Origin of the sequence: Breznakiella homolactica (genome assembly GCF_016616095.2) — a bacterium.
Lineage (GTDB): Bacteria > Spirochaetota > Spirochaetia > Treponematales > Breznakiellaceae > Breznakiella > Breznakiella homolactica.
This window is the reverse complement of the sequence record NZ_CP067089.2, coordinates 2,177,035-2,200,150: the sequence shown is the minus strand read 5'-3', so window position 1 is coordinate 2,200,150 and position 23,116 is coordinate 2,177,035. Positions and strand designations below refer to the sequence as shown.

18 protein-coding genes are annotated in these 23,116 nt (G+C 52.8%); 8 read left to right on the top strand and 10 right to left on the bottom strand.

Annotated elements, in window-relative coordinates:
* Positions 1-1,905, bottom strand: coding sequence for a glycoside hydrolase family 36 protein (locus JFL75_RS10015; protein WP_215626544.1), 1,905 nt, complete (start codon positions 1,903-1,905; stop codon positions 1-3).
* A gap of 91 nt (positions 1,906-1,996) precedes the next feature.
* Here JFL75_RS10015 and pth point away from each other — a divergent pair, with 91 nt between their 5' ends.
* Both pth and mazG read left to right on the top strand, forming a co-directional pair.
* Positions 1,997-2,620 carry an aminoacyl-tRNA hydrolase gene (gene pth, locus JFL75_RS10010; RefSeq protein ID WP_215626543.1) on the top strand — a complete coding sequence of 208 codons (624 nt, stop codon included), beginning with the start codon at positions 1,997-1,999 and terminating at the stop codon, positions 2,618-2,620.
* 31 nt (positions 2,621-2,651) lie between these two features.
* Positions 2,652-3,461 (top strand): nucleoside triphosphate pyrophosphohydrolase, encoded by an 810-nt coding sequence (gene mazG / locus JFL75_RS10005; protein ID WP_215626542.1) that lies wholly within the window; start codon positions 2,652-2,654, stop codon positions 3,459-3,461.
* A 271-nt stretch (positions 3,462-3,732) separates the two neighbouring features.
* Here the strand turns inward: mazG and JFL75_RS10000 are convergent, their stop codons facing one another.
* A complete protein-coding gene (locus JFL75_RS10000; protein WP_215626541.1) occupies positions 3,733-5,010 on the bottom strand; it encodes a glycosyltransferase family 4 protein in 1,278 nt (425 codons plus the stop codon).
* 279 nt (positions 5,011-5,289) lie between these two features.
* On the opposite strand from JFL75_RS10000, the gene JFL75_RS09995 reads away from it, so the two are divergent.
* The gene (locus tag JFL75_RS09995) at positions 5,290-6,027 is read left to right on the top strand and encodes a LytR/AlgR family response regulator transcription factor (protein ID WP_215626540.1); all 738 of its coding nucleotides are present in this window, start codon (positions 5,290-5,292) and stop codon (positions 6,025-6,027) included.
* Here JFL75_RS09995 and JFL75_RS09990 read toward each other — a convergent pair.
* Positions 6,006-7,280: a sensor histidine kinase gene (locus JFL75_RS09990; protein WP_215626539.1), complete on the bottom strand. Its 1,275-nt coding sequence runs from the start codon at positions 7,278-7,280 to the stop codon at positions 6,006-6,008. The two genes, JFL75_RS09995 and JFL75_RS09990, sit on opposite strands and share 22 nt — an antisense overlap.
* 214 nt (positions 7,281-7,494) lie before the next feature.
* Between JFL75_RS09990 and JFL75_RS09985 the strand changes: the two genes are divergently transcribed.
* From JFL75_RS09985 to tyrS, 4 genes are all read left to right on the top strand, one after another.
* Positions 7,495-10,470, top strand: coding sequence for a hypothetical protein (locus JFL75_RS09985; RefSeq protein WP_215626538.1), 2,976 nt, complete (start codon positions 7,495-7,497; stop codon positions 10,468-10,470).
* A gap of 54 nt (positions 10,471-10,524) precedes the next feature.
* Complete coding sequence (locus JFL75_RS09980) at positions 10,525-11,682, top strand: fibronectin type III domain-containing protein (RefSeq protein WP_223292817.1); 1,158 nt, start codon at positions 10,525-10,527, stop codon at positions 11,680-11,682.
* A 288-nt stretch (positions 11,683-11,970) separates the two neighbouring features.
* Positions 11,971-13,173 (top strand): MFS transporter, encoded by a 1,203-nt coding sequence (locus JFL75_RS09975; protein ID WP_215626536.1) that lies wholly within the window; start codon positions 11,971-11,973, stop codon positions 13,171-13,173.
* Positions 13,174-13,531: 358 nt separating this feature from the next.
* Positions 13,532-14,782 (top strand): tyrosine--tRNA ligase, encoded by a 1,251-nt coding sequence (gene tyrS / locus JFL75_RS09970; protein ID WP_215628756.1) that lies wholly within the window; start codon positions 13,532-13,534, stop codon positions 14,780-14,782.
* A gap of 70 nt (positions 14,783-14,852) precedes the next feature.
* Here the strand turns inward: tyrS and JFL75_RS09965 are convergent, their stop codons facing one another.
* The 6 genes from JFL75_RS09965 to lpdA form a co-directional block, all read right to left on the bottom strand.
* Complete coding sequence (locus JFL75_RS09965) at positions 14,853-15,446, bottom strand: hypothetical protein (protein WP_215626535.1); 594 nt, start codon at positions 15,444-15,446, stop codon at positions 14,853-14,855.
* 462 nt (positions 15,447-15,908) lie between these two features.
* The gene (locus JFL75_RS09960; protein WP_215626534.1) at positions 15,909-17,237 is read right to left on the bottom strand and encodes an MATE family efflux transporter; all 1,329 of its coding nucleotides are present in this window, start codon (positions 17,235-17,237) and stop codon (positions 15,909-15,911) included.
* 1 nt (position 17,238) lies between these two features.
* Positions 17,239-17,667: a MarR family winged helix-turn-helix transcriptional regulator gene (locus JFL75_RS09955; protein WP_215626533.1), complete on the bottom strand. Its 429-nt coding sequence runs from the start codon at positions 17,665-17,667 to the stop codon at positions 17,239-17,241.
* 144 nt (positions 17,668-17,811) lie between these two features.
* Positions 17,812-18,189, bottom strand: a complete 378-nt coding sequence (locus JFL75_RS09950; protein WP_215626532.1) for a hypothetical protein — start codon at positions 18,187-18,189, stop codon at positions 17,812-17,814.
* Positions 18,190-18,280: 91 nt separating this feature from the next.
* A complete protein-coding gene (locus tag JFL75_RS09945; protein ID WP_490337723.1) occupies positions 18,281-19,072 on the bottom strand; it encodes a phosphohydrolase in 792 nt (263 codons plus the stop codon).
* Between the two features lie 623 nt (positions 19,073-19,695).
* Positions 19,696-21,099, bottom strand: coding sequence for a dihydrolipoyl dehydrogenase (gene lpdA / locus JFL75_RS09940; RefSeq protein WP_215626530.1), 1,404 nt, complete (start codon positions 21,097-21,099; stop codon positions 19,696-19,698).
* A 97-nt stretch (positions 21,100-21,196) separates the two neighbouring features.
* Here lpdA and JFL75_RS09935 point away from each other — a divergent pair, with 97 nt between their 5' ends.
* The gene (locus JFL75_RS09935) at positions 21,197-22,312 is read left to right on the top strand and encodes a vWA domain-containing protein (protein ID WP_215626529.1); all 1,116 of its coding nucleotides are present in this window, start codon (positions 21,197-21,199) and stop codon (positions 22,310-22,312) included.
* 53 nt (positions 22,313-22,365) lie between these two features.
* On the opposite strand, the gene JFL75_RS09930 is transcribed toward JFL75_RS09935, so the two are convergent.
* Positions 22,366-22,758, bottom strand: a complete 393-nt coding sequence (locus tag JFL75_RS09930; protein ID WP_215626528.1) for a tetratricopeptide repeat protein — start codon at positions 22,756-22,758, stop codon at positions 22,366-22,368.
* Positions 22,759-23,116: the final 358 nt, after the last annotated feature.

The following is a 23,116-nucleotide window of genomic DNA, read 5'->3' as shown; positions in this document are numbered from 1 at the left end:
CTAATTCCGGATGATAGTAATAGTATGAGGCGCAAAGGCAACCATATTCTGCCGTATTTTGGTCCGATGGTCTACAAGGGCGGTTCCCGTTTCCATGGCACTGAAAAAATCGGGATTCCGGCTTTTTCCCAGGGTAAAAGCTCTGTCCCCCAGATTGATCAGCCCCGCGGTTGTTCCGGACCGGCTCAGCAGGCGGAAAACATCCTTTTCGAGTCTCACCGCGCCGTAGTCGTCCCCCGCCAGCGCGTCATAGAGTTCCGCTATGCTCCGGGTCAGGGCAATATCCCCGGGTTCAAGATGAACGGGATCGTCGGAGAACATGATCTGCCCGGCCAGCAGGAAATTGACCAGGGCGATGCATTCTTTTTCGTGTTCCTTCAGTTTGCAGTTTCTGCTCCGGAGAAAAACCACATCCGGGTCGCTGATGTACACGGTCCCGTCCATAAAGGACCGGCCGATGGTATCCAGGAGGCTGATATAGGCGCTGGGCCGGCCCACGTGGCCGATCAGCTTTGCCCCCTTCCAGTCCCACATTTCCCGGGTATCGGCGCCGATCCGGGAGAGCGGGAAAAACCGGTAGGACAGGCCGAAGGGGAGCCCGCATCCGAGGTACGCCACCGGAAGGCCCGCCGCGGTTTTTGTCCGGCCGGTAAGAACTTCGCATGCCCGCCGGTAATGTTCGTGGGGCGCCCCGTCCCGGCTGAAATTCCCGTAAAAGAGTCCGGTATAGAGAAAGTCGAGTTTGAGGTACCGGAAACCCCATTCGTCGATTGCCCGGTCGATTAACTGTTTCAGGTATTCCAGCACATCCTCCCGGGAAATATCCAGGCAGTAGTACTGTTTGTCCCAGAGATGGTTGAACCCGGCCACCACCGGCTCTCCGGCATGGTCCCGGAGCAGCCATTCGGGTTTTTCCCTGAAATTCCGGGACCGTTTGGTAACGAGGAACGGCGCCAGCCACAATCCGGGAATGCGGCCCGCCCGCTCGATCTCTTCCGCGATGGGTTTGAGCCCCCGTGGAAACCGCTGGGTATCGATTTCCCATTCCCCCACGGTGATCTCCCAGCCGTCGTCGATCTGGAAAACCGCGGGTTTTTTCCGGCGGATGTACCACAGGTTAATAAGATTGTCTGTTTTATCCAGAGCCGCGAGATCCTCGGTGATTATTTTTTCGTCAATCCTGTTGTAGTGGTTGTACCAGGATTCATACCCGCCGGGGAGGGATTCCTTGGTCCATCCGTACCGCCGGCCGGGAACCGGTTTGCCGGAACGGAGAAAATCTATTCCTTTAAAAACCGTTTCCTGGCGGTAAATCGCTCCCACGGAATCCTTAAACATAAAATATCCCCGGACAAGGAATACGTTTAATTCAGCCAGGATCTCTCCGGGATTCAGGGTTTTCCCCGGGGCAAAAATTTCCGCGGTGATGCGGGCCTCCTTCCGGTTTATCCGGTATGTCACCGGCGCGAGGCCATCTCCTTCCTTTGACGCGATACCGAGATACCAGTCTCCGCTCCGTATGTATGCTATAAAATGGCCCGCGGTTTCATCCGGGCCCGGATCGTCGCCCTGGCGGTTTGTCAGTTTAATAAGTTCCGGAATGACATATACCTTTCCGGGCAGGGATTCCCCCGGCCCCAGCTCCCAGCCCGCGGACCAGGACTGCCATCCCCCGGGCTGGATGCAGAGATCTTCCTTCCGGGAAAACGCCGTCCGCGCTTCTTCGCCGGCAGCGGCGGTTTTGAGGAGGTCATCCAGGGTGAAGGAATCAAACACAACCCCCTCCGGGACAGTATTGCAGCTCAGGCATTCACCGTCCTGCATGTCCGCGGAGTACCGTAAACACGTTCCCGGAATCCCTCCGTCTATTTTGGCAGCAGTCTTTTTAATTCCGAGTATTTCCATGGCAGAATCCTTGCGGAAGGCCGGCCCCGCCGGCGCTTCCCTAAATGTTTGTTTACAGTTTACTATCGGAACAGGAGAATCGCAAACCGGTATGATTGAACTCGTCGCCTTTCTGGGAAATTACGGCCGTCAGTACGCCGGGAACCGCCACAACGCGGGCTGGCTGCTGGCGGAGCGGCTTCCGTTTTATTCTTCATTAAGCTGGAAGGAAAAATTCAAGGGGGTGTACGCTTCCCTGGACGGATTCCGCCTTTCCTCCTGGGATACGGCCTCCGATACGGAGACAGCCGGTACTGCTCCGGATAAAATATACTTTCTCATGCCCCATACCTTCATGAACCTTTCCGGGGATTCCGTGCAGGCGGCGGCGTCGTTTTTCAGAATACAGCCGGATCGTATCCTGGCGGTCCACGATGAACTGGAACTGCCCCTGGGTACGGCGTCGTTTAAATTTTCCGGCGGGCTGGGCGGGCATAACGGACTCCGGTCCATGAAATCCCGTCTGGGCACGGCTGATTTCTGGCGGCTCCGCATCGGCATCGGCCGGCCTGACCACCATGATATTTCATCCTGGGTGCTGTCGGATTTCGCGCCCCAGGAAGAGCCGGTCCTGGACCAGGTTCTGGACCAGTCTTCCCGGGCCCTCACGGAAGCCCTGATCCGGGGCCCCGAAACCCTGCTTCCCGAGTGGAACAAAAAGAAAATAGCCCCTTGATCTTTTATATTCAAAGGAATGAAATTATACCATGAACGAAACAAAGGAATCCCGCGCGTTTAACCGCCTCGTTGAACTCACCGCACAGCTCCGGGGGCCGGACGGCTGTCCCTGGGACCGGGAACAGACTCCCATGACCCTCAGGGGCGACCTGATCGAAGAAACCTATGAATGCGTCGAAGCCATCGACGAAAGAGATTCGGAACACATCAAGGAAGAACTGGGGGATCTGTATTTTCTGCTTACCATGCTGTCCTATATGCATGAACAGGAAGGGAAATTTTCCGTATCCGATGTGCTGGACACGGTCTCGGATAAACTCGTCCGGCGGCATCCCCATGTATTCGGAGATGCCACCGTGGCGGACAGCGGCGAAGTCCTGGTTAACTGGAACAGAATCAAGGTTGAACAGGAAGGCCGCAAACCGAAGGATTCAATCCTGGATGAAGTCTCGAAAGCCCTGCCGCCCCTGGACCGGGCCTACAAGCTCCAGAAGAAAGCCTCCAAGGTCGGATTCGACTGGCCTGACATCAGCGGGGTGATCGGAAAGATCGAAGAGGAACTGGAAGAGGTCAGAGACGCTATCGGCAGCCACACTGACGGCGGCGGGGATGCAGCCCGGGATGAGGTAGAAGCGGAACTGGGGGACCTGCTTTTTTCGGTGGTCAACCTCTGCCGGTTCCTCAGGATTGAGCCTTCCGTCGCCCTCCAAAGAACCAACGTAAAATTCACCACCCGGTTCAAACACGTGGAATCTTCCATGAAAGTAAGCGGCCAGGAAATGAAACAGGAAAACCTCGCGGTAATGGACACCTACTGGGAAGAAGCAAAAAAACGGTAACCCTGTCCACAAAGTATAGGGTAACACTTCCGGCTGGTGGCATCACCCAACACGGAACTATCCTCCGTGACCCAGCACTCCGGCCAAGCCAGGGCCGCCGCAGCAATCCTGTAACAAAGGCACAGAAGCATGGTGCCAGACAAGCAGCGCGGGGTGTCGTATGAAAAGAAATACCGCCCCGCGGGATTTTTTTCATACGACGGGACCCCCAGAACTTGTATTCCCATGCTTCTGTGCTTTACATATTAAGTATGATGCGGCTGCCCTGGTATCACAGTTGACCGAAATTCATCATCACCTGATGGAGCCGCTGTTCGAGCAGGCTGTAGGAAAAGAAATGGTGCCCCAGCTCAAAGTTTTTCGCGGTCATCACTTCCACGGCGTCGGGACTGTCAAGGATGGCCCTGACGGTGTCCACGATCTCCGGGGTCACGTAGTTTTCCATAACCACCACATCGAAATCAGCCGGTTCTATGTCCTGCTGGAAAATGGAATACCGGTTTACCAGGATCGGCTTCTTGAACCAGACGGCTTCGAGGAAGGCGTTCCCGAATCCTTCGTAGGTTGAAGGGTAGGTCACGAAATCCGCGTTGAGGTAACAGTCCCAGAGGCTGTATTTCTTTGCCCCCTCTTCGGTCTTACCCCGTTCGGCGCCAATAATATCCGGGCGGACGATCACCTCAACCCCGAGCAGTCCGGCGTAGTCCATGGTCCGGTTGTAATAATCGGAGCCTTCGTCCCGTTCCTGGTGGCTGATCAGGAGTTTTGCCTTTTTGTCCTTAAGACGGCTGGCTAGCTCAATGGCGTGCTCAATACCCTTACGGTCAATGATGCGGGTCGGCTGGAGCAGCAGCAGTTCATCATCGGCGACGCCCAGGTCCTTCCGCATGCTCTTCGCGTACTTGTCCATTGCCGGCGGCTGGGTGTCAAAATCAAAGACATTGGGAATTACGATGGAAGAAAGCCCGCAGCGGTAGGACAGCTGCCGCCGTCCTTCGGAATTGATGACCACATGGCTTATGGAATTCAGCCGGGGAGGGAAGGCCATGGACAGGTAGTCCTCGACGCAGTTTACCGAGAAACGCTGGCGTTCCCAGGAAAAATCATGATGGTGCGCGATAGTAGGAAGTCCGGTTTCGGCGATAAACTCGGTGATGGCCAATCCCAGGGGAATATGCATGGGTATGGTCAGTGCGTTTTCCGTTATCAGGAGGTCAATGCTGAAAGTCTCGACAAATTCATACAGCGCCCGTTTTAGCCGGAACCGGATTGCCTGGATTTCGCCGGTGAGGCCTTCTCCCCGGACAATGGTCCCGAAACAGCGGTCCTGGATATCCTGGATCAGAGGGTGGGCAAAAAAGGCTTCCTCCACCACCATGGATTTATCCGGATCCCAGTCGGAAAGCCCGGAAAAGAAAAAGCATTCGTACCCCATTTTTTCGAGGACATGCCGCCATTTCATGGTTTCCAGGGAAACCCCGTCGGTTCCCTTAAACCTGGTGGAAATAAAACCGATTCTGTATATTTTTGACGATCTGGATAAATACATATTCCTACCCTTTTACATAAATTTAAAACACCGCTGTATAAAAAGGTTACTGAACCGCAGGCATTATGTTTTATTATCGGAGTATTAGCGCCGGTGCTTACGAAAAACAGCGGCGGACCGGAAATCACCGGTCCGCCGTATCATTCAGAGTTGCGGCGCGGAAAGTGCCGGCTATCCCCGGGAATTTATCTCATCGCTGGGTTTCGAAGCGAATATTTCCGGCGGCGGCTGTAAAAATATGGTTTCCGCGTATTTTTCGCTATACTATAAGTATACTTTATGCGGCGGATTTTTATTTGCGACGACAATTCCGATGACGCGGGCCGGCTCGGCTCTATACTGTCTGATTATTACGGAGATGGTGAAACGGAAATCCTCACCTATACCGAACCGCAGGGGCTGCTTGATTTCCTCGGAAAAGACCGCGGCCAATCACCGGCGCACAGCCGCGGGTTCACGGCCGCATTTCTTGATATCCTTATGCCCGGTATGAACGGAACCGAACTGGCGGAAAGGATGCGGAGCCTGGGGTATACCGGGACCATTGTTTTTCTGACCAACAGCAATGATTATGCCGCTGAATCCTACCGGGTCCAGGCTTTTTCCTATCTTCTAAAACCCGCGGACCCCGGCGCGGTACGGGATATTCTCCTCCGTATTGAAAATAACCTCGGGAAAGAACCCAATCCCGAAATCACGGTTACTATCCGGCGTACCGCACACCGGATTCATTTCAGCGAACTCCTCTATACGGAAATACGAAACCACACCCTTTTGTTTTTTCTCAAGAACGGCGAAACCCTTGAGACGTTCATGAAAATGAAGGACACTTCACCGGTGCTGCTGGCGGACCGGCGTTTTGCCGTATGCCATAATTCCTTCATTATTAATATGGATTATGTAAAACGCCTGGAGCCAGGCTGTGTTATTATGGTAAACGATGACCGGATACCCATTGCCAAACGCAGCGGTGCCTTTAAGAAACAGTATATGACCTATATGTTCAGCAAAACATAGGCAGTGAATTCTTTGTCCGCTGTTTCGGTGGTATAATCCCCAAAATACCGGCCGCAGGCGGCCTTGATACTCCTGATTCCCAGGCCGCCGCTGGTTTTCCTGGTTTGCAGTTCTCCGTTATGTTCTATTATATAACCGTCAAAACTGTTTTTTACCTTTATGAATACCTGGGTTTCGGTGCAGCGGATATCCGTATCGATATACCGCGGAATCCCGGGCGCAAGCAGAAGGCAGGCATCCAGGGCGTTTTCCAGGAGATTGCCGAAGACCACGCAGAAATCGTAATTGTCAATAAGCGGAGTTTCGGGCAGCATCGATCTGAACCTGAAATCTATTCCGTCTTTTCTGCATCTCCCGGCGTACCACGATGCCAGGGCGCCGATAACCGGATTGGGAGAAAAGTCCGGTATGGCGGTGTCATCCAGAATCCGTTCCATACCGGCCAGCAAGGTTTCGAGTTCGGCGTATTTCTTTTCCGCCAGCAGTCCCGAAAGGGCATGGAGCTGGTATTTGTAATCATGACGCATAATCCGCAGTTCTTCATAGGTTTTATTCAGCATCTGGTAATAGTCCCGGCTTGACGACAGAGCTTCCTCCGCCTGCTTCAGCGCAAAGGATACGGATGTCCGGTCATGGGTGGTTATGATTGCCAGAAATACCAGGCTGAGGCTCAGAAGGATCAGGACAACCATGAGCAAAAAAGAGGGAATATCCTGAATATACGGCGGCGGAATCTGGAAGTATCCGAATATCGCTTCCCGGAGCAGAAAAAATGATGTCAGCGGCGCCAGGGAATACAGCGCCCAGACCCTGCGGCCGGTATACGAAAAAAGCTTGGAAAAGATGCGCCGGAGGAATACCAGGGTTAACACAATCGATGCTGCGCAGAAAAACGCAAAAAATACCGTGTAGGCCAGCATATATTCACCGGAATTCCACGGAAACAAAAGCTGCGCCAGGATCGACGAAACAGCGGAAAGTACCAGCGCGACCGTAATAAGCGTAAAAACCACAAAAATCTTCTGGAACGGATTGTCCTTAAAACAGATAAAAGTAGGGATCAGGGGTATAACAAACATAGGGAATTTCGAAATTCCCGGAATACCCGAAAAGGCCAGAAACATATAAATGATGCAGGTAATTACATAGATCAATAGAGAAACGGCGGTCTTGTACCGGGCTGTGAGGGAGCTGAAAAAAACAGCCATGGCCAGGGAAAATATTGCCGCGATGATGATGACGGGATACACCATATCCATGTCCGCAGTATACCATAGTTTAAAGTGAAACCAGCGGGTATAATTGGCTGAAGCGTGTTTTTCCCATTTTACTGCGTAAATGGGCGTGTTTGAGACGTAAACGGGCGGATATGGGATGTGAAAAAACCGGGAAAAGGTGGATAATTAGTTCTTAATGAGACACTCTATCATTTCCTCCAGTTTAAAATGGAAATACTGTATTTTCCTGATGATACTGTTCACCGGGTGTGAACTTTTTAATATGTCCGCGCCGGATTACATCGCCGAATACGCCGGCGGAGCGGCGGCGGAAAAATGGGAATTCGTAACCGATACGTATACGTCGGTCAGATCGGGGTACACGACCTTTCCGCCCTCCAGTATCTGCGATCCGGATCTGGTGCAGATCAGGGTCAGACTCCGGAATCCGCAGAAATACGAGCTTGTTCCCTACGCGGTGGTTACCAACGAAGGGACCAGCAATGTAATTGCCGAAGCGGTGGTAGAGAATTACGAGCGGGTCCTGATAATTCTGCAGAACGCCAAAGTCAGGGATAATTTCCGGCTTAAGCTGGAAATCAGCCATGTGGACGGGCTGCGGAAATTTGAGGATTACGAAATACAGGATCTTTTTGTCTGCAACAGTCCTCCGGAGATTCCGACTAATCTGAAGATAGCGGGCCTCGACGGAAGCGGCCGGCCTGTGGCCGGGTGGGAAATGCTGGCGGATGGTGACCATGACGACAACGAAGAAGTGCAGATACAGTTTAAGGAAGGGGATGGAACCCCGGTAAGCCGCCGGTATACGCGGGTCAGAACCGAGGTGCCGGAGGTCTGGCGCAGCAGCGACGGCTATGAGCTGACCCGGTCGGGCGATAGCTATACGGCGTCATTCCCCATGGTCAAGGCAGCGGGAACGGAGCTGGATACGCATTACCATTTCCATGTAACGGTAACCGATGAAGAAGGGTATACCGCGGTTACCGCCACCCCCGGGTTCGGATCGGACCAGTCCCCTACAGTTGGTTTCTCCTACGATCCCAATACGGTGGACGGATGGGTTACCATGACCCTGACGGCGTCCGGCGGCGGATCATCAGGGACAACAATTTATTACTCGGTAGACGGCGGCCAGGAAAAAACGTATACCGGACCGTTCGCGGCCCGGGACGGTAGTGTAATCCGCGCCCGGTCAAAAACCCCCGGTTTACAGGATTCCTATCTTTCAGTTGCGACGGTACGGGTGACGTATCTGTCCTCGGTGTACGTTGATCCGACACTGGCCGTGCCCCCAACGGACCCTGACGCGGGCTGGACCGAAACAAACCCGGTGGCGACTGTACATGCTGCGGTTGAAAAAATTATAGACCGGAACTTTGCCAGCGGAACCATCGTCCTGCTGAAGGGAATGGGCAGCGGGAACCATTCGGGCAGCAGCGGCATGGCCGACGTCGTGATACCCCAGGCGGCGGCGCTGAAGACCCTGACGATCAAAAGAGAGAACAGCGCCGTCATTGACGCGGGCAGCGCGGGCAAACGGGGTCTCTATGTGAACGCCCCCGGCGCTACGGTAACGCTCCAGGGGATGGAGATAAAGAACGCGTCCATACCGTCGGGTAACGGCGGCGGCATACTGGTTGACGCCGGGACAGTGGTTCTCGACGGCGGAACGGCGGTTTACGGCAGCAGCGCGGCCAACGGTGCCGGAGTGTATATAACAGGCAGCGGCGCCGTACGGATGGAAAACGGAGCTGTATATTTGAATACCGCAACGGCTAACGGCGGCGGTGTGTATATTGAAGACGGCGGAAGCCTGGCGATAAACAGCGGGAAGATCGGTTTTAATACCCTTTCCGCATCGCAGCCGAATTCCGCCGGCGCCAAGGGCGGGGCGGTGTACGCTGAAGCCCCCTCGGTCCCGGGGCACACGGCTCTGTCCATGTCCGGGGCCGCCGCTGTTAACACCTCCGGCGGCGTGAGCCACGGGGTGTACCTTAAAACCGGCGCGGGTATTACCCTGACGGGAAGCCTCACCGCTTCCAGCGCGGCCGTGATAGAGCCTGAGGTGTATGCCTTAAATTCCCGGGATTCCGCCAAAGTCCTCGGGGGCAGCGCAGCCTTAATTACGGCGAACAAATCCAAGTTTACCCTGTCGGATGCAGCGTATCAAATAAACAATAACGGCTATCTTGAACCGGTAGCTGGTTACGCCTCAAAAGTTGAGATTAATGGTGTTGAAGGATCCGTTTCCTATGAGAAATTCACAGACAGTATTAACGGTGTGGGGAGCGGTCAGACCGCAATCATTACTATTCTTAAGGATTTCGAGACTGGAAATTCTTATGCATCCGGTTCAAAAACCATAACCATAGTTGTTCCGAAGGGGCAAACTAGGAAAATAACCTATACTCCCAGCGGGACTGCCGCTTGGATACAGGCAGCATCTGCGACCGTGAATGTGGGGCATCCCAATTCCAGTCAATACGGAACGCTGGAACTAATCCAAACAGCTACTGATAATAATGGCCACGGTATTTTGTATGCAGCAGGTAATGGGGTAATCAATCTGTATGATAATGTTATTGTTAAATCGGCTTCTGTTGTTGGCCTTTATATGTGGGGCGGTACGATTAATATGTACGGTGGAAAAATTACTGAGTGTGGTACAAAATGGACCAGCGGACGTGCCGGTGCAGCGGTATATGTAGGTTTGGGAACATTTAACATGTATGGCGGCGAAATAACCAATAATAAAGGGGCTGCTGGCGGCGGCAGTGTGTATGTTAGCCGGGGACAGGTTTTTAATATGTATGGCGGTGTGATTAAAGGGGATCAAAATGGAACAGGTTTATGCATAATGTACGGTGGATATAGTGCCAGCGACCCAACGGAGGTAACTATAAACGGCAGTGCCGTTATTGCTCCGGATAACGTGGTATATATCGATAGTTCTGTTAATACCTATGGTACATACATTCGTATTGGAGAAGACGGACTGCAGCCTGTTAATAACCCCTACGGTACCTATACAACCACCGCGGTGATTACCGCTACCAATCTTTCCAGTGGGACGAAACTTCTTGACGGAACAACCGCGCTTATACAGAACAATAGATCAAAATTCACGGTCAAGGGTACTTCCAGTACCTCTTCCGGGAGCACCGTGATTGACGACAACGGCGAGCTGAACCAGACCATACCCTGAGAAAGGAATTATACACAGCTTGGAAAGCCCGGGGCTGAGAGTGCTGCCAGAAAATTGTTTATTATAGACAGTGCCGTGGCATGCGGTGAAGGGACAGATATCGACGATATCTATGTGAGTTACGGAGCTTTGAGCAGCAGATATTTTGGAACGATCCCTATCGAAGACACGGAGAGAAGAAATGGGGAGGTATACATGAAAGAAGGTTTTTTTAAAGTATTTTTCATCACGGTTTTCACAGGAATATTGCTTCTGGCCTGTTCCAATGTCACCGGGGGCTCTTCTCCGCCTGAACAGGGTTCCGGAGGGGTGTCTCCGCCGGAAGAGGAGATCAAACCGCCGGAATCTACAGAGTTTGCCGGCGGAGTCACTGTTACATTCGAGGAAAGTACCACAAGCCTTTCAGTCAACTGGAACCCCCACCAGGGAGTTGCGGACTATACGGTACATTACGCTTACTGGGACGGAGGGCCGATATCGGATTCTTTCGGACCTGTTAAAGATTGCTCGGCCACAATAGATAACGGTATTGTTGAAAATGTTGTCTACAATGTGCGGATTGAAGCAAAGACTATTTCGGGAGCATCATTCTGGAGCCGCTATTACAGCGTTGATACCGGTGACGCCTATACTATTACTTATAATTCCTATATTGAAAGTAAAGGAAACATGTTTGTTTTTTCATCACGTAATAATAGCATGGGCAAGCCTTTCAGCGGATCAACCATTACCATTTTTGTAACCCCCTTTTCCAAAATAGGTATGACTCCTGATCCTGAGACACTGAACGACCCGCATTACATCCAGTATGTACTGGACACTATCAAGATTGATGGTAGTACGCTGACAGCGCCTTTTTCCTCCCCTCCGGTTCCTTCGTTCAACATGCCCGCCAAGGATATTGCCCTGGCGGTAACATTTAAGGAACTTCCTGAAAATCATTACATGATTTACCGGAATGACGGAATGTGGGATCCCTCTATAGGGTATTTCTATTTTGATCCTCCGTATGCTAAGGAGGGTGACCCGGTAACGGTGTATGTAAAGGCCGCTGAACAGTTTGAGCTTACCGAACTGTTCGTTGGCGGAACATCCATAGACTTCTCAACACAGGACCCACAGGATGTAGTCCAGGTATCATTTACCATGCCCAGCAACCATGTATACGTTGATGCTAGGGGTGTTCAGCTGCCCCAGCTTCCTCCGCAGTAGTTTTTTGGGATAATCCATCCAATAAAAGGCCGGGAATGTTTCCCGGCCTTGTTTGTATTCAGAAAAAGGACTGTCTCATTTATCTTTATAAGTGTTTCCGGTATTTGTTTTCACTTCCTTATTTCTCATACTATGAAATAGTGAACAAGTGATGACAGAGATATCTCTCGGAACTTCACCTATGACGACGGATCATACCCTGAGAAAGGAATCAAACACAGCTTGGAAAGCCCGGGGATGAGCCCCAGGCCTCTGTAATCTTTTCGTTTTAATACGTATTATTCAGCCATGGACTACCGGAGCCGACAGCCAGCTACCCCGTCTGTCTACGGGCGGTTTTATTTTATTTTCTGGTCCGCCTGCGCGATGATCAATCCTTTCCTCGGATTGTATTACGAAAGCATCGGGCTCGACGGTCTCCGGATAGGATACGCGGGGAGCGTCTATTTCGGGTTCACCGTTGTTTCCGCGCTGCTTGTCAGTTACCTGATAGACCGCCTGGGCTATGTCCGCAAATTACTGTATATCCTTTCGGCGGTCTCCATCGCCGGCGCCGCCGGGATCGGAACAATCGGCCGCGGCAGTTTCCCCGTGCTTATCCTTTCGGTGGTGTTATTCGCCGTGGGGTTGGGTCCCTTCAGCACGGTGATTGATGAACTGCTTGTGACAAGCCTCAAAAAGACCGGCGCGTCCAGTGAGTATTCCCGGTACCGCAACACCGGCCCCCTGGGGTACGGTCTGGGCGTTATTGTTTCCGGTTACCTGATACAGCGTTTCGGCGTTCAGGTTATTGTTCCCGCGTTTATGGTACTGTCGTTTTTCGTGATGGTTAACCACCGGAACATACCCGCGGTGACGGACCGGGAAAATGTCCGCCCCGGCGGGAAAAAATCGCTCCAGCTGAAGACGCTGTTTACCATACGGATGTTTTATTTTTCCATGGCCTGCCTTTTTTTCTGGGGCGCCGCTGAATCCGTGTTTACCCAGTTCCTTCCCATCAGGATGCAGCAGCACGGATTTTCCACATCCGCCACCGCGTGGATTGTGGCCGCTTCCATGGCGGGTGAATTTCTCGCGTATAAAATTACCGGCATGCTGATAAAAAAAATATCCCTGCCTGCTCTGATTCTTATTTCCTTTATTATTCAAATAATCCGGTACGGGGTTGTGCTGGCGTCGGATTCTATTGTATTTCTGATCCTGGGACAGTTTATCGGGGGAATGAGTTTCGCCGTAATCTGGCCGGCCATCACCGAATGCCTCGCGCTGTCGGTTCCGCCGGCGTGCGCATCCACCGCCCACGCCTGCAAAACGGTTATGGTCAACGGCCTGGGCTACGTCACGGGAAATATGCTCTGCGGATATCTGTACAAATACTTCGGAATTGACGCGGCCTTTCGCTGGTTTATCCTCTTTCCCGCGGCGGCCTGTATTTTTATCGCTGTGTTCCTGTTTTTTGAACGGAGAGCGGTAAAACACAAACCGGCCTGAGCGGGATTACAGTACGATAAGACCCTTCCGTTGTGGTGCCGTACCTCCGGAACCGGCAGCCGCTGCCGAGGAACCCGAAGTGGGGGTAGCGTAAGACTTGCCGCCTGCGGCGCCAAGTCTTTTGGGAGTTTTGCGGAGCAAAACGCCACACATACTGCGGCAAGGCTGGAGCCAGGGGGAGCAGCCCTCCTGACCGGGGCAGCACCGAGCCGGTTAAGCCGGAAAGCACCCCTCCGCATCGGTAACGCTGGGTGCTTTCCGGATTGTCAGGCTCGGTGCTCCCCCTCCTTGCGGTTCATCCGGCAACAGGCTATACTGCGGGAGCAAATTCGCAATTTTGTACTTTAAGGAAGGAATGATGAATTCGGCGCTTGAAAATTTGAAAAGCCGCGGGTTCTTCCAGCAGTGTACCGACGTGGAAGGACTGTCCCGCCTTATGGACGAAGGTCCCGTCACGTTTTATGTGGGCTGCGATCCCACCGGCCCCAGCCTGCATATCGGACACATGGTTCCCTTTTTTGCCCTGCGCCATCTCAGAGCTGCCGGGCATAACGGGCTTGCCCTTATCGGCGGCGGAACCGCCCGCATCGGCGATCCCTCGGGAAAAACCGAAATGCGCCGGATGCTGAGTTATGAACAGCTCGATGCCAATACCGCGGCCATCGCCGCCCAGCTCGACCGGTTTATCGGCTTTGACGGGAAAACGGCCCAATGGGTCAACAACAAAGACTGGCTGGCGGATCTCAATTACATAGATTTTCTCCGGGAAATCGGGAGCCATTTTTCGGTCAACCGGATGCTCAGTTTTGAATCCTACCGCATGCGGATGGAAACCGGTCTTTCCTTTATTGAATTCAATTACCAGCTCCTCCAGAGCTACGACTACCTCGAACTGTACCGCCGCCACGGCTGCCGCCTCCAGATCGGCGGGGATGACCAGTGGGGCAATATCGTGGCGGGCCACGAGCTCATCCGCCGTATCGAAGGGGCGGATGTTTTCGGCATGACCTTCCCTCTGGTCACCACCGCGGACGGCAAGAAAATGGGCAAGACCGAAAAGGGCGCCCTGTTTCTGGATCCGTCCATTACCAGTCCCTATGATTTCTTCCAGTACTGGCGGAATGTCCAGGACGCGGATGTCAAGAAGTTCCTGCTGATGTTTACCTTTCTTCCCGTTGAGGAATGCGAGGCTCTCTCCGCTCCCGGAAAAAATCCCAACGAAGCGAAGGAACGGCTGGCCTTTGAGATTACCGCCCTTATCCACGGCAGGGATGAGGCTGAAAAAGCCATGGCCGGCGCGCGGGCGGCTTTCGGCGGCGGAGGCGGCGACAAGTCCGCCATGCCCACCGCGGAGCTGCCCCGGGCACGGTTCGCGGCGGGGTACAATGTGGTGGATCTCTTTACCGACGCGGGCCTGGCTCCCTCAAAAAGCGAAGCCCGGCGGCTGGTGCAGCAGGGCGGCGCCTTTGTTTCCGCCGCCGGAGGAACCGATACCTTGTCCGCCGCCGGAGATGTTGCCGACACCATCGGCGAGGACCGGCTTGACGGCGACGGTGAACTCATCCTCCGGGCAGGCAAGAAGCGCTACTCCCGGGTGGTGGCTAAATAGCTTTTCCGATATGCGGCCCGGCGGAAGCCGGGCCGTCTGCCGCTATCCGCGGCAGCCAAAGCGGGACGCCTTATTCGGCGTAGTACCGCCACGCGCCGCTGTATGTATAATAGACCGTAAAATCTTCCGACACATGAATACTGGGATGATCCTCTATGGATATGGACCCAGCCGGAAGTACCGCGGTTATGTTACTGATATTGCTGTCTGTTTTCACAAAGGTATAATAATCTTTCTGTGTGTCAGAATCGTATTCTGCTGTTACGGTAATCCCGGATGAACCGCCACGAAGCGCGTTCTCCAGCAGCGCCGAGCCGATCGGCGGGTCCTGCGGTTGTGCTGAGAAGATTGTTTTGGGGTAAAAATATCCAGCCGCCACGTGTGCAAGGGATTTATCGTCATCCCAGTAAACATTAGTATGGGCCAGTGCCTCCAGTTTGTTCTTATAAGACAGTGTCAATCCTGTAAAAACTTTCGGTGAAGCTTTCTTTCCCGGCTTTTTCTGTGAATTAAAAAGCTCAAGAGCGGTTTCCAGTACGGTTTTCGCGTTATTTATTTCCGCCGGTGTTGAGCTTTCATTCCCGAAAACTGTTTCTGCGTAGGTTATAGCTATCTGCAATGCCGCAGCTTCCTGCGGTGTTACCCAATAATCAGTATCTTCCACATCATTCCCGTCGGCGCTGGCAGTTACTCCGTTTTTTGCGGTATTGGCAGTCTCAATCACCCCTTGGAGTTCCGTTTTATGTTCCGTGCTTGGTGAGGTTCCTGTGTCGCAGCTGACCAGCACCGGAATAATTACCAGGACAATACCCAAAAGCCCAATAGATATCAGTTTTCCTTTCATAGTTTCCCCCGCGGTATGCTTTTTCCCACGAATAGAATCCATCCATGGGATCCTGAAAGAATGCCATAATCATATTAATAGCACCTTTTGGAGAAATTACACGAAAAAATTGTTTTGTATGTTTTCTGCGTAATCGCGGCTGCCGGTTAATTAACGGTTCTGCGGAGTTAAAAAGCCCCGCGGGAGGCGCGCGGGATTTTCTCTGCGGGGCCTGCCTTTGCATCCCGCAGCAGCGGACGCGGACACCGCTGACCCGCCTTCAGGGTAAGATATTTTTCATTTCTAGGCGTACTTGTACCGGCCTCTTAATGTATGGATATAAAACAATGAAACAGCAATCGCCAGGACTTCCGCCGCCGGAACCGCGAGCCATACCCCGTTTATGCCGATTACCCGCGGAAGGATACCTATGGCCAGGACTATGAATACGAAGGTTCTGAGAAATGAGAGAATGGCCGATACTTTCCCGTTGGAAAGGGCGGTGAAAAGGGATGAAGCGAAAATATTGATCCCCATAAAGAGATACGCGAACGCGAAAAGACGGAACCCGTTCTCCGCGATGGCAAAAACTTCGGTTCCGGGGGCGGTAAAGATGGTGATTATACTGTTCTCAAGGAGCAGCGCCAGGACGTACATAAGGACGGAGCTGACGCTCAGGAATACCATACTTATCCTGAAGAGCTTCTTAAGCTGCCGGTGGTTGTTCTTGCCGTAGTTATAGCTGATCACCGGGGCCACCCCTGAGGAATATCCCATATAGAGGGAGGTCAGGAGGAACTGGGCGTACAGTACAATTGTTATCGCCGCCACGCCGTCTTCGCCCAGGTAGTTCATCATAATTATATTGAATAAAAACGTAACCACCGCGGTTGAAATATTGGTTACCATTTCCGAGGCGCCGTTGGTGCAGGTTTTTAACAGCACCGCCGGCCGGAACCTGGGTTTTACAAAATACAGGGTTCCCTTCCGTTTGGCGGTGAAATAAATCAGCCCGAACAGACCGGGAATCGAATAGCCGATTCCCGTTGCCAACGCCGCTCCCCGGATCCCCATACCGGCCAGGGCAATAAAAACGTAGTCCAGGATTATGTTGGCCACTCCGCCTGCTACGGTAACGAGCAGTCCGGTATTCGGTTTTCCTGCGGCAACAAAAAAGAACTGGAAGAGCATCTGCATAATGGATGGCACGATGAAAAAGAGCAGCATCCGGGTATAGTCGTAGCAGTACCCGTAAATAGCGTCATTGGCGCCGAGCAGCCGCAGGAGGGGTTCAATAAAAATAAACCCCAGGATGCTGAGTACGGCACCCATGAGGATACCCACAACGGTGATAAAGGAAAAATTCTCATTCGCTTCCCTGGCGCGGCCTTCCCCCATCTGTTTGGCGATGATGGCGCTTCCGCCGGAGGCGAGCATGATCCCCACGGCAACCACAAAGTTTATCAGGGGGTACACAATATTTACCGCGGACAGTGCTTTGGTGCCGATGAGCCGGGACACAAATACACCGTCCACCATGGTATACAGGGACATGAATACCATCATGATTATGGTGGGGAGGGCAAACCTGAGGAGCGAGGGGAAGGAAAAATTCTGGGAAAGGGCGTTCATACTACGGTTCCTGAATATAATGGGTCCTGACCAGGCCGAGCATTTCACAGAAAAGGGTAATATCCTTTTCCGGGTACCGGTCCTGCAGGGCTTTGACGGCATTGCTGAGATTACGGTTGTACAGTTCGTAATCCTTCTGTACTTCCGGTTTTACCGAAATATAGTGAACCCGGCGGTCATCGGGGCTTTGGACCTTTTCGACCAGCCCCTGTTTTACGAGTTCGTTCACCTTGATGGTGACCGCGGATTTTGACACGTGGAGCGTCCCGGAGAGTTCACTGACGGTGGTTTTCTTTTTGTACGCGATAATATCCAGGTACAGCAGGCTGTTGTAGGTGATATCCGGGTACAGGGTGTTGCGGTTCATCAGCCGCAGTTCATGGAGCGTGATATCATAGTAAAAATCACTGATGGTTCGGAACAGGTTCATAGGTCTTCTCAAATAATAATTAAGCGTATTTAATTAAATCTACTTAACTAATTTATTAAAAAGAAAATAGTTTGTCAATGACAATAAAAAACCGCCGGATGATTAGTCCGGCGGTTTATAAAGATTTGATAAAAAACTTTAGAACTAATATACTAATGTAAATTCTCTGGTGCTGCCTGTGGCTTTCAGTATCTCATTGTCGGTAATTGTAATAGGAATTATTTCATTAATTGTACCCGTTCTCGTAGCAGGGGAGTATGAATAATTGTATGTATCTTCAGAAATCTTTTCTTTACCATAACCAGGTATGTCTGCCATAAGTATATCATTTACTGTATTTGTTGAAAATTCAAGAATTTCTATCAAATTAAAACCGCCCTCTGAGAATTTACATTCCCATTTTGTCCCATCCAATCCTTCACTGATATCCGGCTTGCTGTTGGACGGGTTGTCACAGGCGAAAAATACCAGGGCTGCCAGCAGGACCAATACCGTTAAACAAATTTTCTTAGAAAGTTTCATGCAAATGCCTCCTCTTATATCAAAAAAGATATATTTTTATATCATAAAAAGTGACATTTGTCATGTGCATTAAATTATTTCAATGTATTTTTTACATATACCGCTTGGGCGCTCCGTTTTCCACCACCGCGTAGAGTTCCACGTAGTTTTTTACGGTGCTGGCGGCGATTTTGCCCAGGAGCACCTCTTCCACCTGGAACAGGCCCACTTCGCTGGACATGAGCACTTCAATGCGGATAGGTTTTTCCTTTCCTTCGGACAGCAGTACGTCCTCAATGGAATTGGCGGAATATTTATGGATATCCCCGACCTTGGGCCCGTTGGCGATAGCCATGGGAATCCGGGCGCGGCCTTTCTTCATGTCGCAGCCGTCGGCGATCAGGATGACCCCCGCTTCCAGGGAATGTACGGTCCTGCCGCCCATGTGTCCGGCGATTCCCTCGATTGCCAGGGAGCGGACAATGACCCGCATCTGAATATCGTCGGGGTATACTTCCCTGAGAATCCGGTCGATTATGGGGTACGAAAGATAGGCGCTGTGGAGTTCGTGGTCCTGCCTGCCGATGGTCATACCCAGGTCATGGAGGGATGCTGAAAGCAGCATAGCCACGAGGCTGTCCTCAAAGGTTCCGCATTCCTCCCGCTCCAGGCTTGTGGTGATTCCGGCTTTTTTCAGGAGCCCCGACATGATGACGCAGTTGAGCGCAACGGTCCGCATATGGACCGGTCCATGGTCATTGTAATTCAGGCGCTTGATGGAAACCACGTTGGCGTATTCCTGCATGGCCTGGATTTCGTCATCCCCAAGGATGAGCTTCGCCGCTTCCTCGGCTTTTCCGGTGAGGGAAAACTGGGAAACCGCGCTGATGATTTTGTTATCCAATGATACTTCTTTTGGTGATCTCATAGTATAAAAGTACGGTTTTTTCGTAATAAAATCCAGGATATGGGGGAGCATCGAGTCTGACAATCCGGCAAGCACCCGGAGGAAACCGGTTCCGCGGGGCCTGTCATAGAAGAATGGGTTTGGCTCCTCGTCGGCCTTCGGCCTCGAAAGTCGCTCAAACCCATTCTTCTATGACACCCGGCGTTACCATTACGGCCGGGTACTTTCCGGCTTAACCGGCTCGGTACTGCCCGGCCAAGAGGGCTGCTCCCCCTCGCTCCAGACTTGGCGCCGCAGGCGGCAAGTCTTACGCTACCCCCACTTCGGGTTCCCGGGGAAGGGTTGCTTTCACGGGCAATGGCAATACCATAACCCAAACCCATTCTCACATACCCAAAACTTTTACCACTCGGGCAGCCCCGGTATATCCCGCAGAGCCGGCAAAGAAGCATGGTGCTTACCGGTAACGCGGGGTGTCTGATGAGAGGGGGTATGAGCGGCTTTCGAGGCCGCAGGCCGACGCGTCGTGTCCAAAGGACACGTGCCATACACCCTCTCATCAGACAGGACCCCCGGACCCGGTATCCCCATGCTTCTTTGGCGGTACCCGTATACCGGGGTTACCCGGGAAGCTCCCAGAGGGCGTCCCGGATCAGTTCGCATACCGTGGGGTGGGGGAAGATGAATTTTTTGACGCCGCTGATGGTGAGGCCGCCTTCGATAATCGGCGCGCCGCCCCAGATGAATTCCGAAGCGTAGGCTCCTACCGCGTGGATGCCGATGATTTTTTCCGTTTTCGCGTCGGCGATCACCTTGACGGCTCCCTGGCCGGCAAAGGTGTTTTCCGCGGCGAACCGGCCGGAAAAGCGCATGGGCACCGACGCCTTGCGTACGGTAATTCCCTGTTTTTCCGCGTCCTGTTCGGTCATGCCGATACCCGCCGCTTCGGTAAGGCCGTACACGGCCCAGGGAATGGCGGCATAGTTCATGGCGTCGGGCTGGAGGCCGGAATTGCTGTCCAGGAACCTGACTATATCCGTGACGGCGACTTCCGCCATGCGGTACGCCGTATGGGCCAGGAGGCTCCTGCCGGTTACGTCCCCGGCGGCCCAGATACCTTCAGCCCCGGTACGCATGAATTCATCCACGGTGACACCCTTGGGCCCCGCTGATACGCCGGCGTTTTCCGCCCCCCAGCCGGTGATTACGGGCTTCCGGCCCACGGCCATGAGTATCGCGTCCCCGTCGGCGGTTCCGGGGGTTCCGTCCTTACCGGTAAAATGCACGGTACTGTTTTCAATCTTTTCGACCTTGCATCCCAGTTTAAAATCGACCTTCCGCATGGCCCTGCGGAGCAGGGGTGTCTGTTCCCGGTCCATGAAGGGAATGATGTCGTCCATCATTTCGATAACCGTCACCTGGGAACCCAGGGCGGAGAAAAGGCTGGCAAATTCCACGCCGATGACCCCGCCGCCGATGATAACGAGTTTTTCCGGCACCGACTTGATTGAAAGGAGGGCCGACGAATCCATTACCAGGGGATTCCCCGCTGTGCCGGGAATGGGCGGCATCACCGGCGCCGAGCCCGCCGCGATAAGGATGGTTCTGCCTTCGGCTTCCGAAACCGATCCGTCCGGAGCGGTGACGCGGACTTTGCCGGGGGCTGTTCCGGACGGGGCCGCGGCGATTTCTCCCCGGCCATCCATGACTTCCACGGAAAACCGCTTCATCTGGGCCGCCACGCCGCTTTTCAGCTTATCGACGACTTCGTTCTTCCAGCTTTGTATGGCCCCCCAGTCAAAGGCCACCTCCGGGATGGTGATCCCGAATTTACGGGCATCCTGGGCATGGGCGTACTGTTTAGCCGAATTGATAAGTGTTTTGGTCGGTATGCAGCCCACGTTGAGACAGGTACCGCCCAGGTAGTTTTCTTCTATTAATAAGACTTTTTTCTCAAAATGGCCAAGCCGTTCCGCGGCGAGATATCCCCCGGGACCGCCGCCGATGATAATGGTATCGTACATAATTTCCTCTTTTTTCTGTGATACACTTCACTATAGCATAATTTAAAGCCGCAGGCAAAAGGCTAAGTGCGGGAAGAATATATCCGATAGTTATAATATGAATAAAAAAAGTCTGATTCCGTTTTTTGCCGTATTTTTTCTCTCCCTCGGCGTCCTGGAGGCGCAGGACCTTACCATTGGTCCGGCGGATCTCAGGATTGAACAGCGGGTGGACGGCGGGTTTCATCTTTTTATCAGAAAGAAACCGGGAATCGCCTCGGTACTGATCACCGAGTCCACCCGTGATCCCAACCGCAGCGCCGACAATTACGCCTACCGTACCCAGGAGTGGAACCCTGTCAACGGAGATGAAATCCGGCTGCTCAACGGGGAACCCCTTTCACGGGACAGCGGAATTTGGTCCCTCATCGACTCAACACCGGAGCCTGATCCGCAGTTCGGCGAAGCCTTCCATATATATATTCCCAATATTCTGGAATACGGGTATTCCTGGTCCCGGCACGGTGAGGTCTACGTGGTGGACGGCACCTATCTCAATATCCGGGCTTTCCAGCTTCCCTACGGGGACTACCGCGGATCCTTCGCGGATAATCCCTTTACGGTCCAGGTGGTTCAGCGGCCCCAGGAAGGGCCGCCGGAGGGCAACTTCATGAAGGATACGGTGGATGCCTTTACCGAGATCGCCGCCGCCGGCCAGGGAGAATTGGTCTGGTCCATGGGGCCTGATGATCTGGTGGACAAGATTAAAACTATTCTGGATACGATAAACGGGAAAACCCTTGATCTGGTTCTCTGTCTGGACACCACCGCCAGCATGAAGGATGATATTGATCCTGTGCGGCGGATGCTCATTCCCATGCTTGAGGAAATGGTCGGGAAATACGACCGTTTCCGCATCGGTATGGTTCTGTACAAGGATTATTACGACGATTACCTCAACAAGGTATTTCCCTTTACCGAGGACTTTACCGTGTTCCAGCGGAATCTCAACGCCATTACCGTTTCCGGCGGCAGGGATATCCCCGAGGCGGTCTACGAAGCGCTGTACCAGGCTGCGGTAAAATTCCCCTGGGAAGCGGAAGAGCAGGTGATAATCCTTATCGGCGACGCTCCGCCCCATCCGCGGCCGCGGGGAAAAATTACCAAAGAAATGGTGGATGATGCGGTGGCTGAGCGGGGGTTAAAGGTCAACGCCATCATACTGCCTCAGTAAACAGCAGCCGCCGGTTTTGCCGGCAGCGGCTGTTTTAGGCGGCGGCCTCGGATTTATTTTTCCGCCAGTTTCGTTTCTATAGTAGTAAGAACCGTTTCCGCCAGTATTTTATACTGCGGCGGCAGGAGCACGGCGTCCGGTGAATCGTAACGGCTCAGAAGTTCCTGGAGCTCACCTTGTGCCTGGTCATACTTTTTCTGTTTGTAATGGAGGAACGCTATCTCGTATTCCGCGGTGACCACATGTTCAATATCATTGGGGTACCGTTCCCGAAGGATTTCGTAATACTGGATAGCCTGGTCGAATTTGTTCCGGTCCGAGGCTTCCTGCGCCTGCTGGATAATCTTTGCGGGGGACATATCCGCCGGAACTTCCACCGGACCTGAGGCGCAGCCTATGATACAGGCAGCGAGCAGTGCGATACACGCTAATTTAAAAATTCGCATAGGATTCTATACCACGATAGAGCCGTAAAAACAAGGTACCGCCGGACCTTCCAAGCCGGAAAGCACCCGGAAGTACTGGGGCCGCGGGCTTCTTGTTCATACGGCGGATCCCCGAAAAAGAATCGCCGTGATTCGGTGCTGGATACTAAGTACGCTGCGGGTATCCTGGTTTTCTTCCGGTTCAGGGCGTATAAACTCCCGATGCGTTGATTTTGTATATTTTTTCAATAGCGCTGTCCGATTCACCCTGGGACTCCTGTGCTTCTGATTGGACCGGGTGGCGTGTTCTGGAACGTATATTCTCTATTTTACCCCATTTTTTTGTATTTAAACATAATTTTTTGTTTTTTTAGCGGGT

Excerpts from the sequence above, each read along its gene's own strand:
- JFL75_RS10015 (WP_215626544.1), bottom strand. The coding sequence starts at position 1,905 with ATGGAAATACTCGGAATTAAAAAGACTGCTGCCAAAATAGACGGAGGG.
- pth (WP_215626543.1), top strand. The coding sequence starts at position 1,997 with ATGATTGAACTCGTCGCCTTTCTGGGAAATTACGGCCGTCAGTACGCC.
- mazG (WP_215626542.1), top strand. The coding sequence starts at position 2,652 with ATGAACGAAACAAAGGAATCCCGCGCGTTTAACCGCCTCGTTGAACTC.
- JFL75_RS10000 (WP_215626541.1), bottom strand. The coding sequence starts at position 5,010 with ATGTATTTATCCAGATCGTCAAAAATATACAGAATCGGTTTTATTTCC.
- JFL75_RS09995 (WP_215626540.1), top strand. The coding sequence starts at position 5,290 with ATGCGGCGGATTTTTATTTGCGACGACAATTCCGATGACGCGGGCCGG.
- JFL75_RS09990 (WP_215626539.1), bottom strand. The coding sequence starts at position 7,280 with ATGGTGTATCCCGTCATCATCATCGCGGCAATATTTTCCCTGGCCATG.
- JFL75_RS09985 (WP_215626538.1), top strand. The coding sequence starts at position 7,495 with ATGATACTGTTCACCGGGTGTGAACTTTTTAATATGTCCGCGCCGGAT.
- JFL75_RS09975 (WP_215626536.1), top strand. The coding sequence starts at position 11,971 with ATGGACTACCGGAGCCGACAGCCAGCTACCCCGTCTGTCTACGGGCGG.
- tyrS (WP_215628756.1), top strand. The coding sequence starts at position 13,532 with ATGAATTCGGCGCTTGAAAATTTGAAAAGCCGCGGGTTCTTCCAGCAG.
- JFL75_RS09960 (WP_215626534.1), bottom strand. The coding sequence starts at position 17,237 with ATGAACGCCCTTTCCCAGAATTTTTCCTTCCCCTCGCTCCTCAGGTTT.
- JFL75_RS09955 (WP_215626533.1), bottom strand. The coding sequence starts at position 17,667 with ATGAACCTGTTCCGAACCATCAGTGATTTTTACTATGATATCACGCTC.
- JFL75_RS09950 (WP_215626532.1), bottom strand. The coding sequence starts at position 18,189 with ATGAAACTTTCTAAGAAAATTTGTTTAACGGTATTGGTCCTGCTGGCA.
- lpdA (WP_215626530.1), bottom strand. The coding sequence starts at position 21,099 with ATGTACGATACCATTATCATCGGCGGCGGTCCCGGGGGATATCTCGCC.
- JFL75_RS09935 (WP_215626529.1), top strand. The coding sequence starts at position 21,197 with ATGAATAAAAAAAGTCTGATTCCGTTTTTTGCCGTATTTTTTCTCTCC.
- JFL75_RS09930 (WP_215626528.1), bottom strand. The coding sequence starts at position 22,758 with ATGCGAATTTTTAAATTAGCGTGTATCGCACTGCTCGCTGCCTGTATC.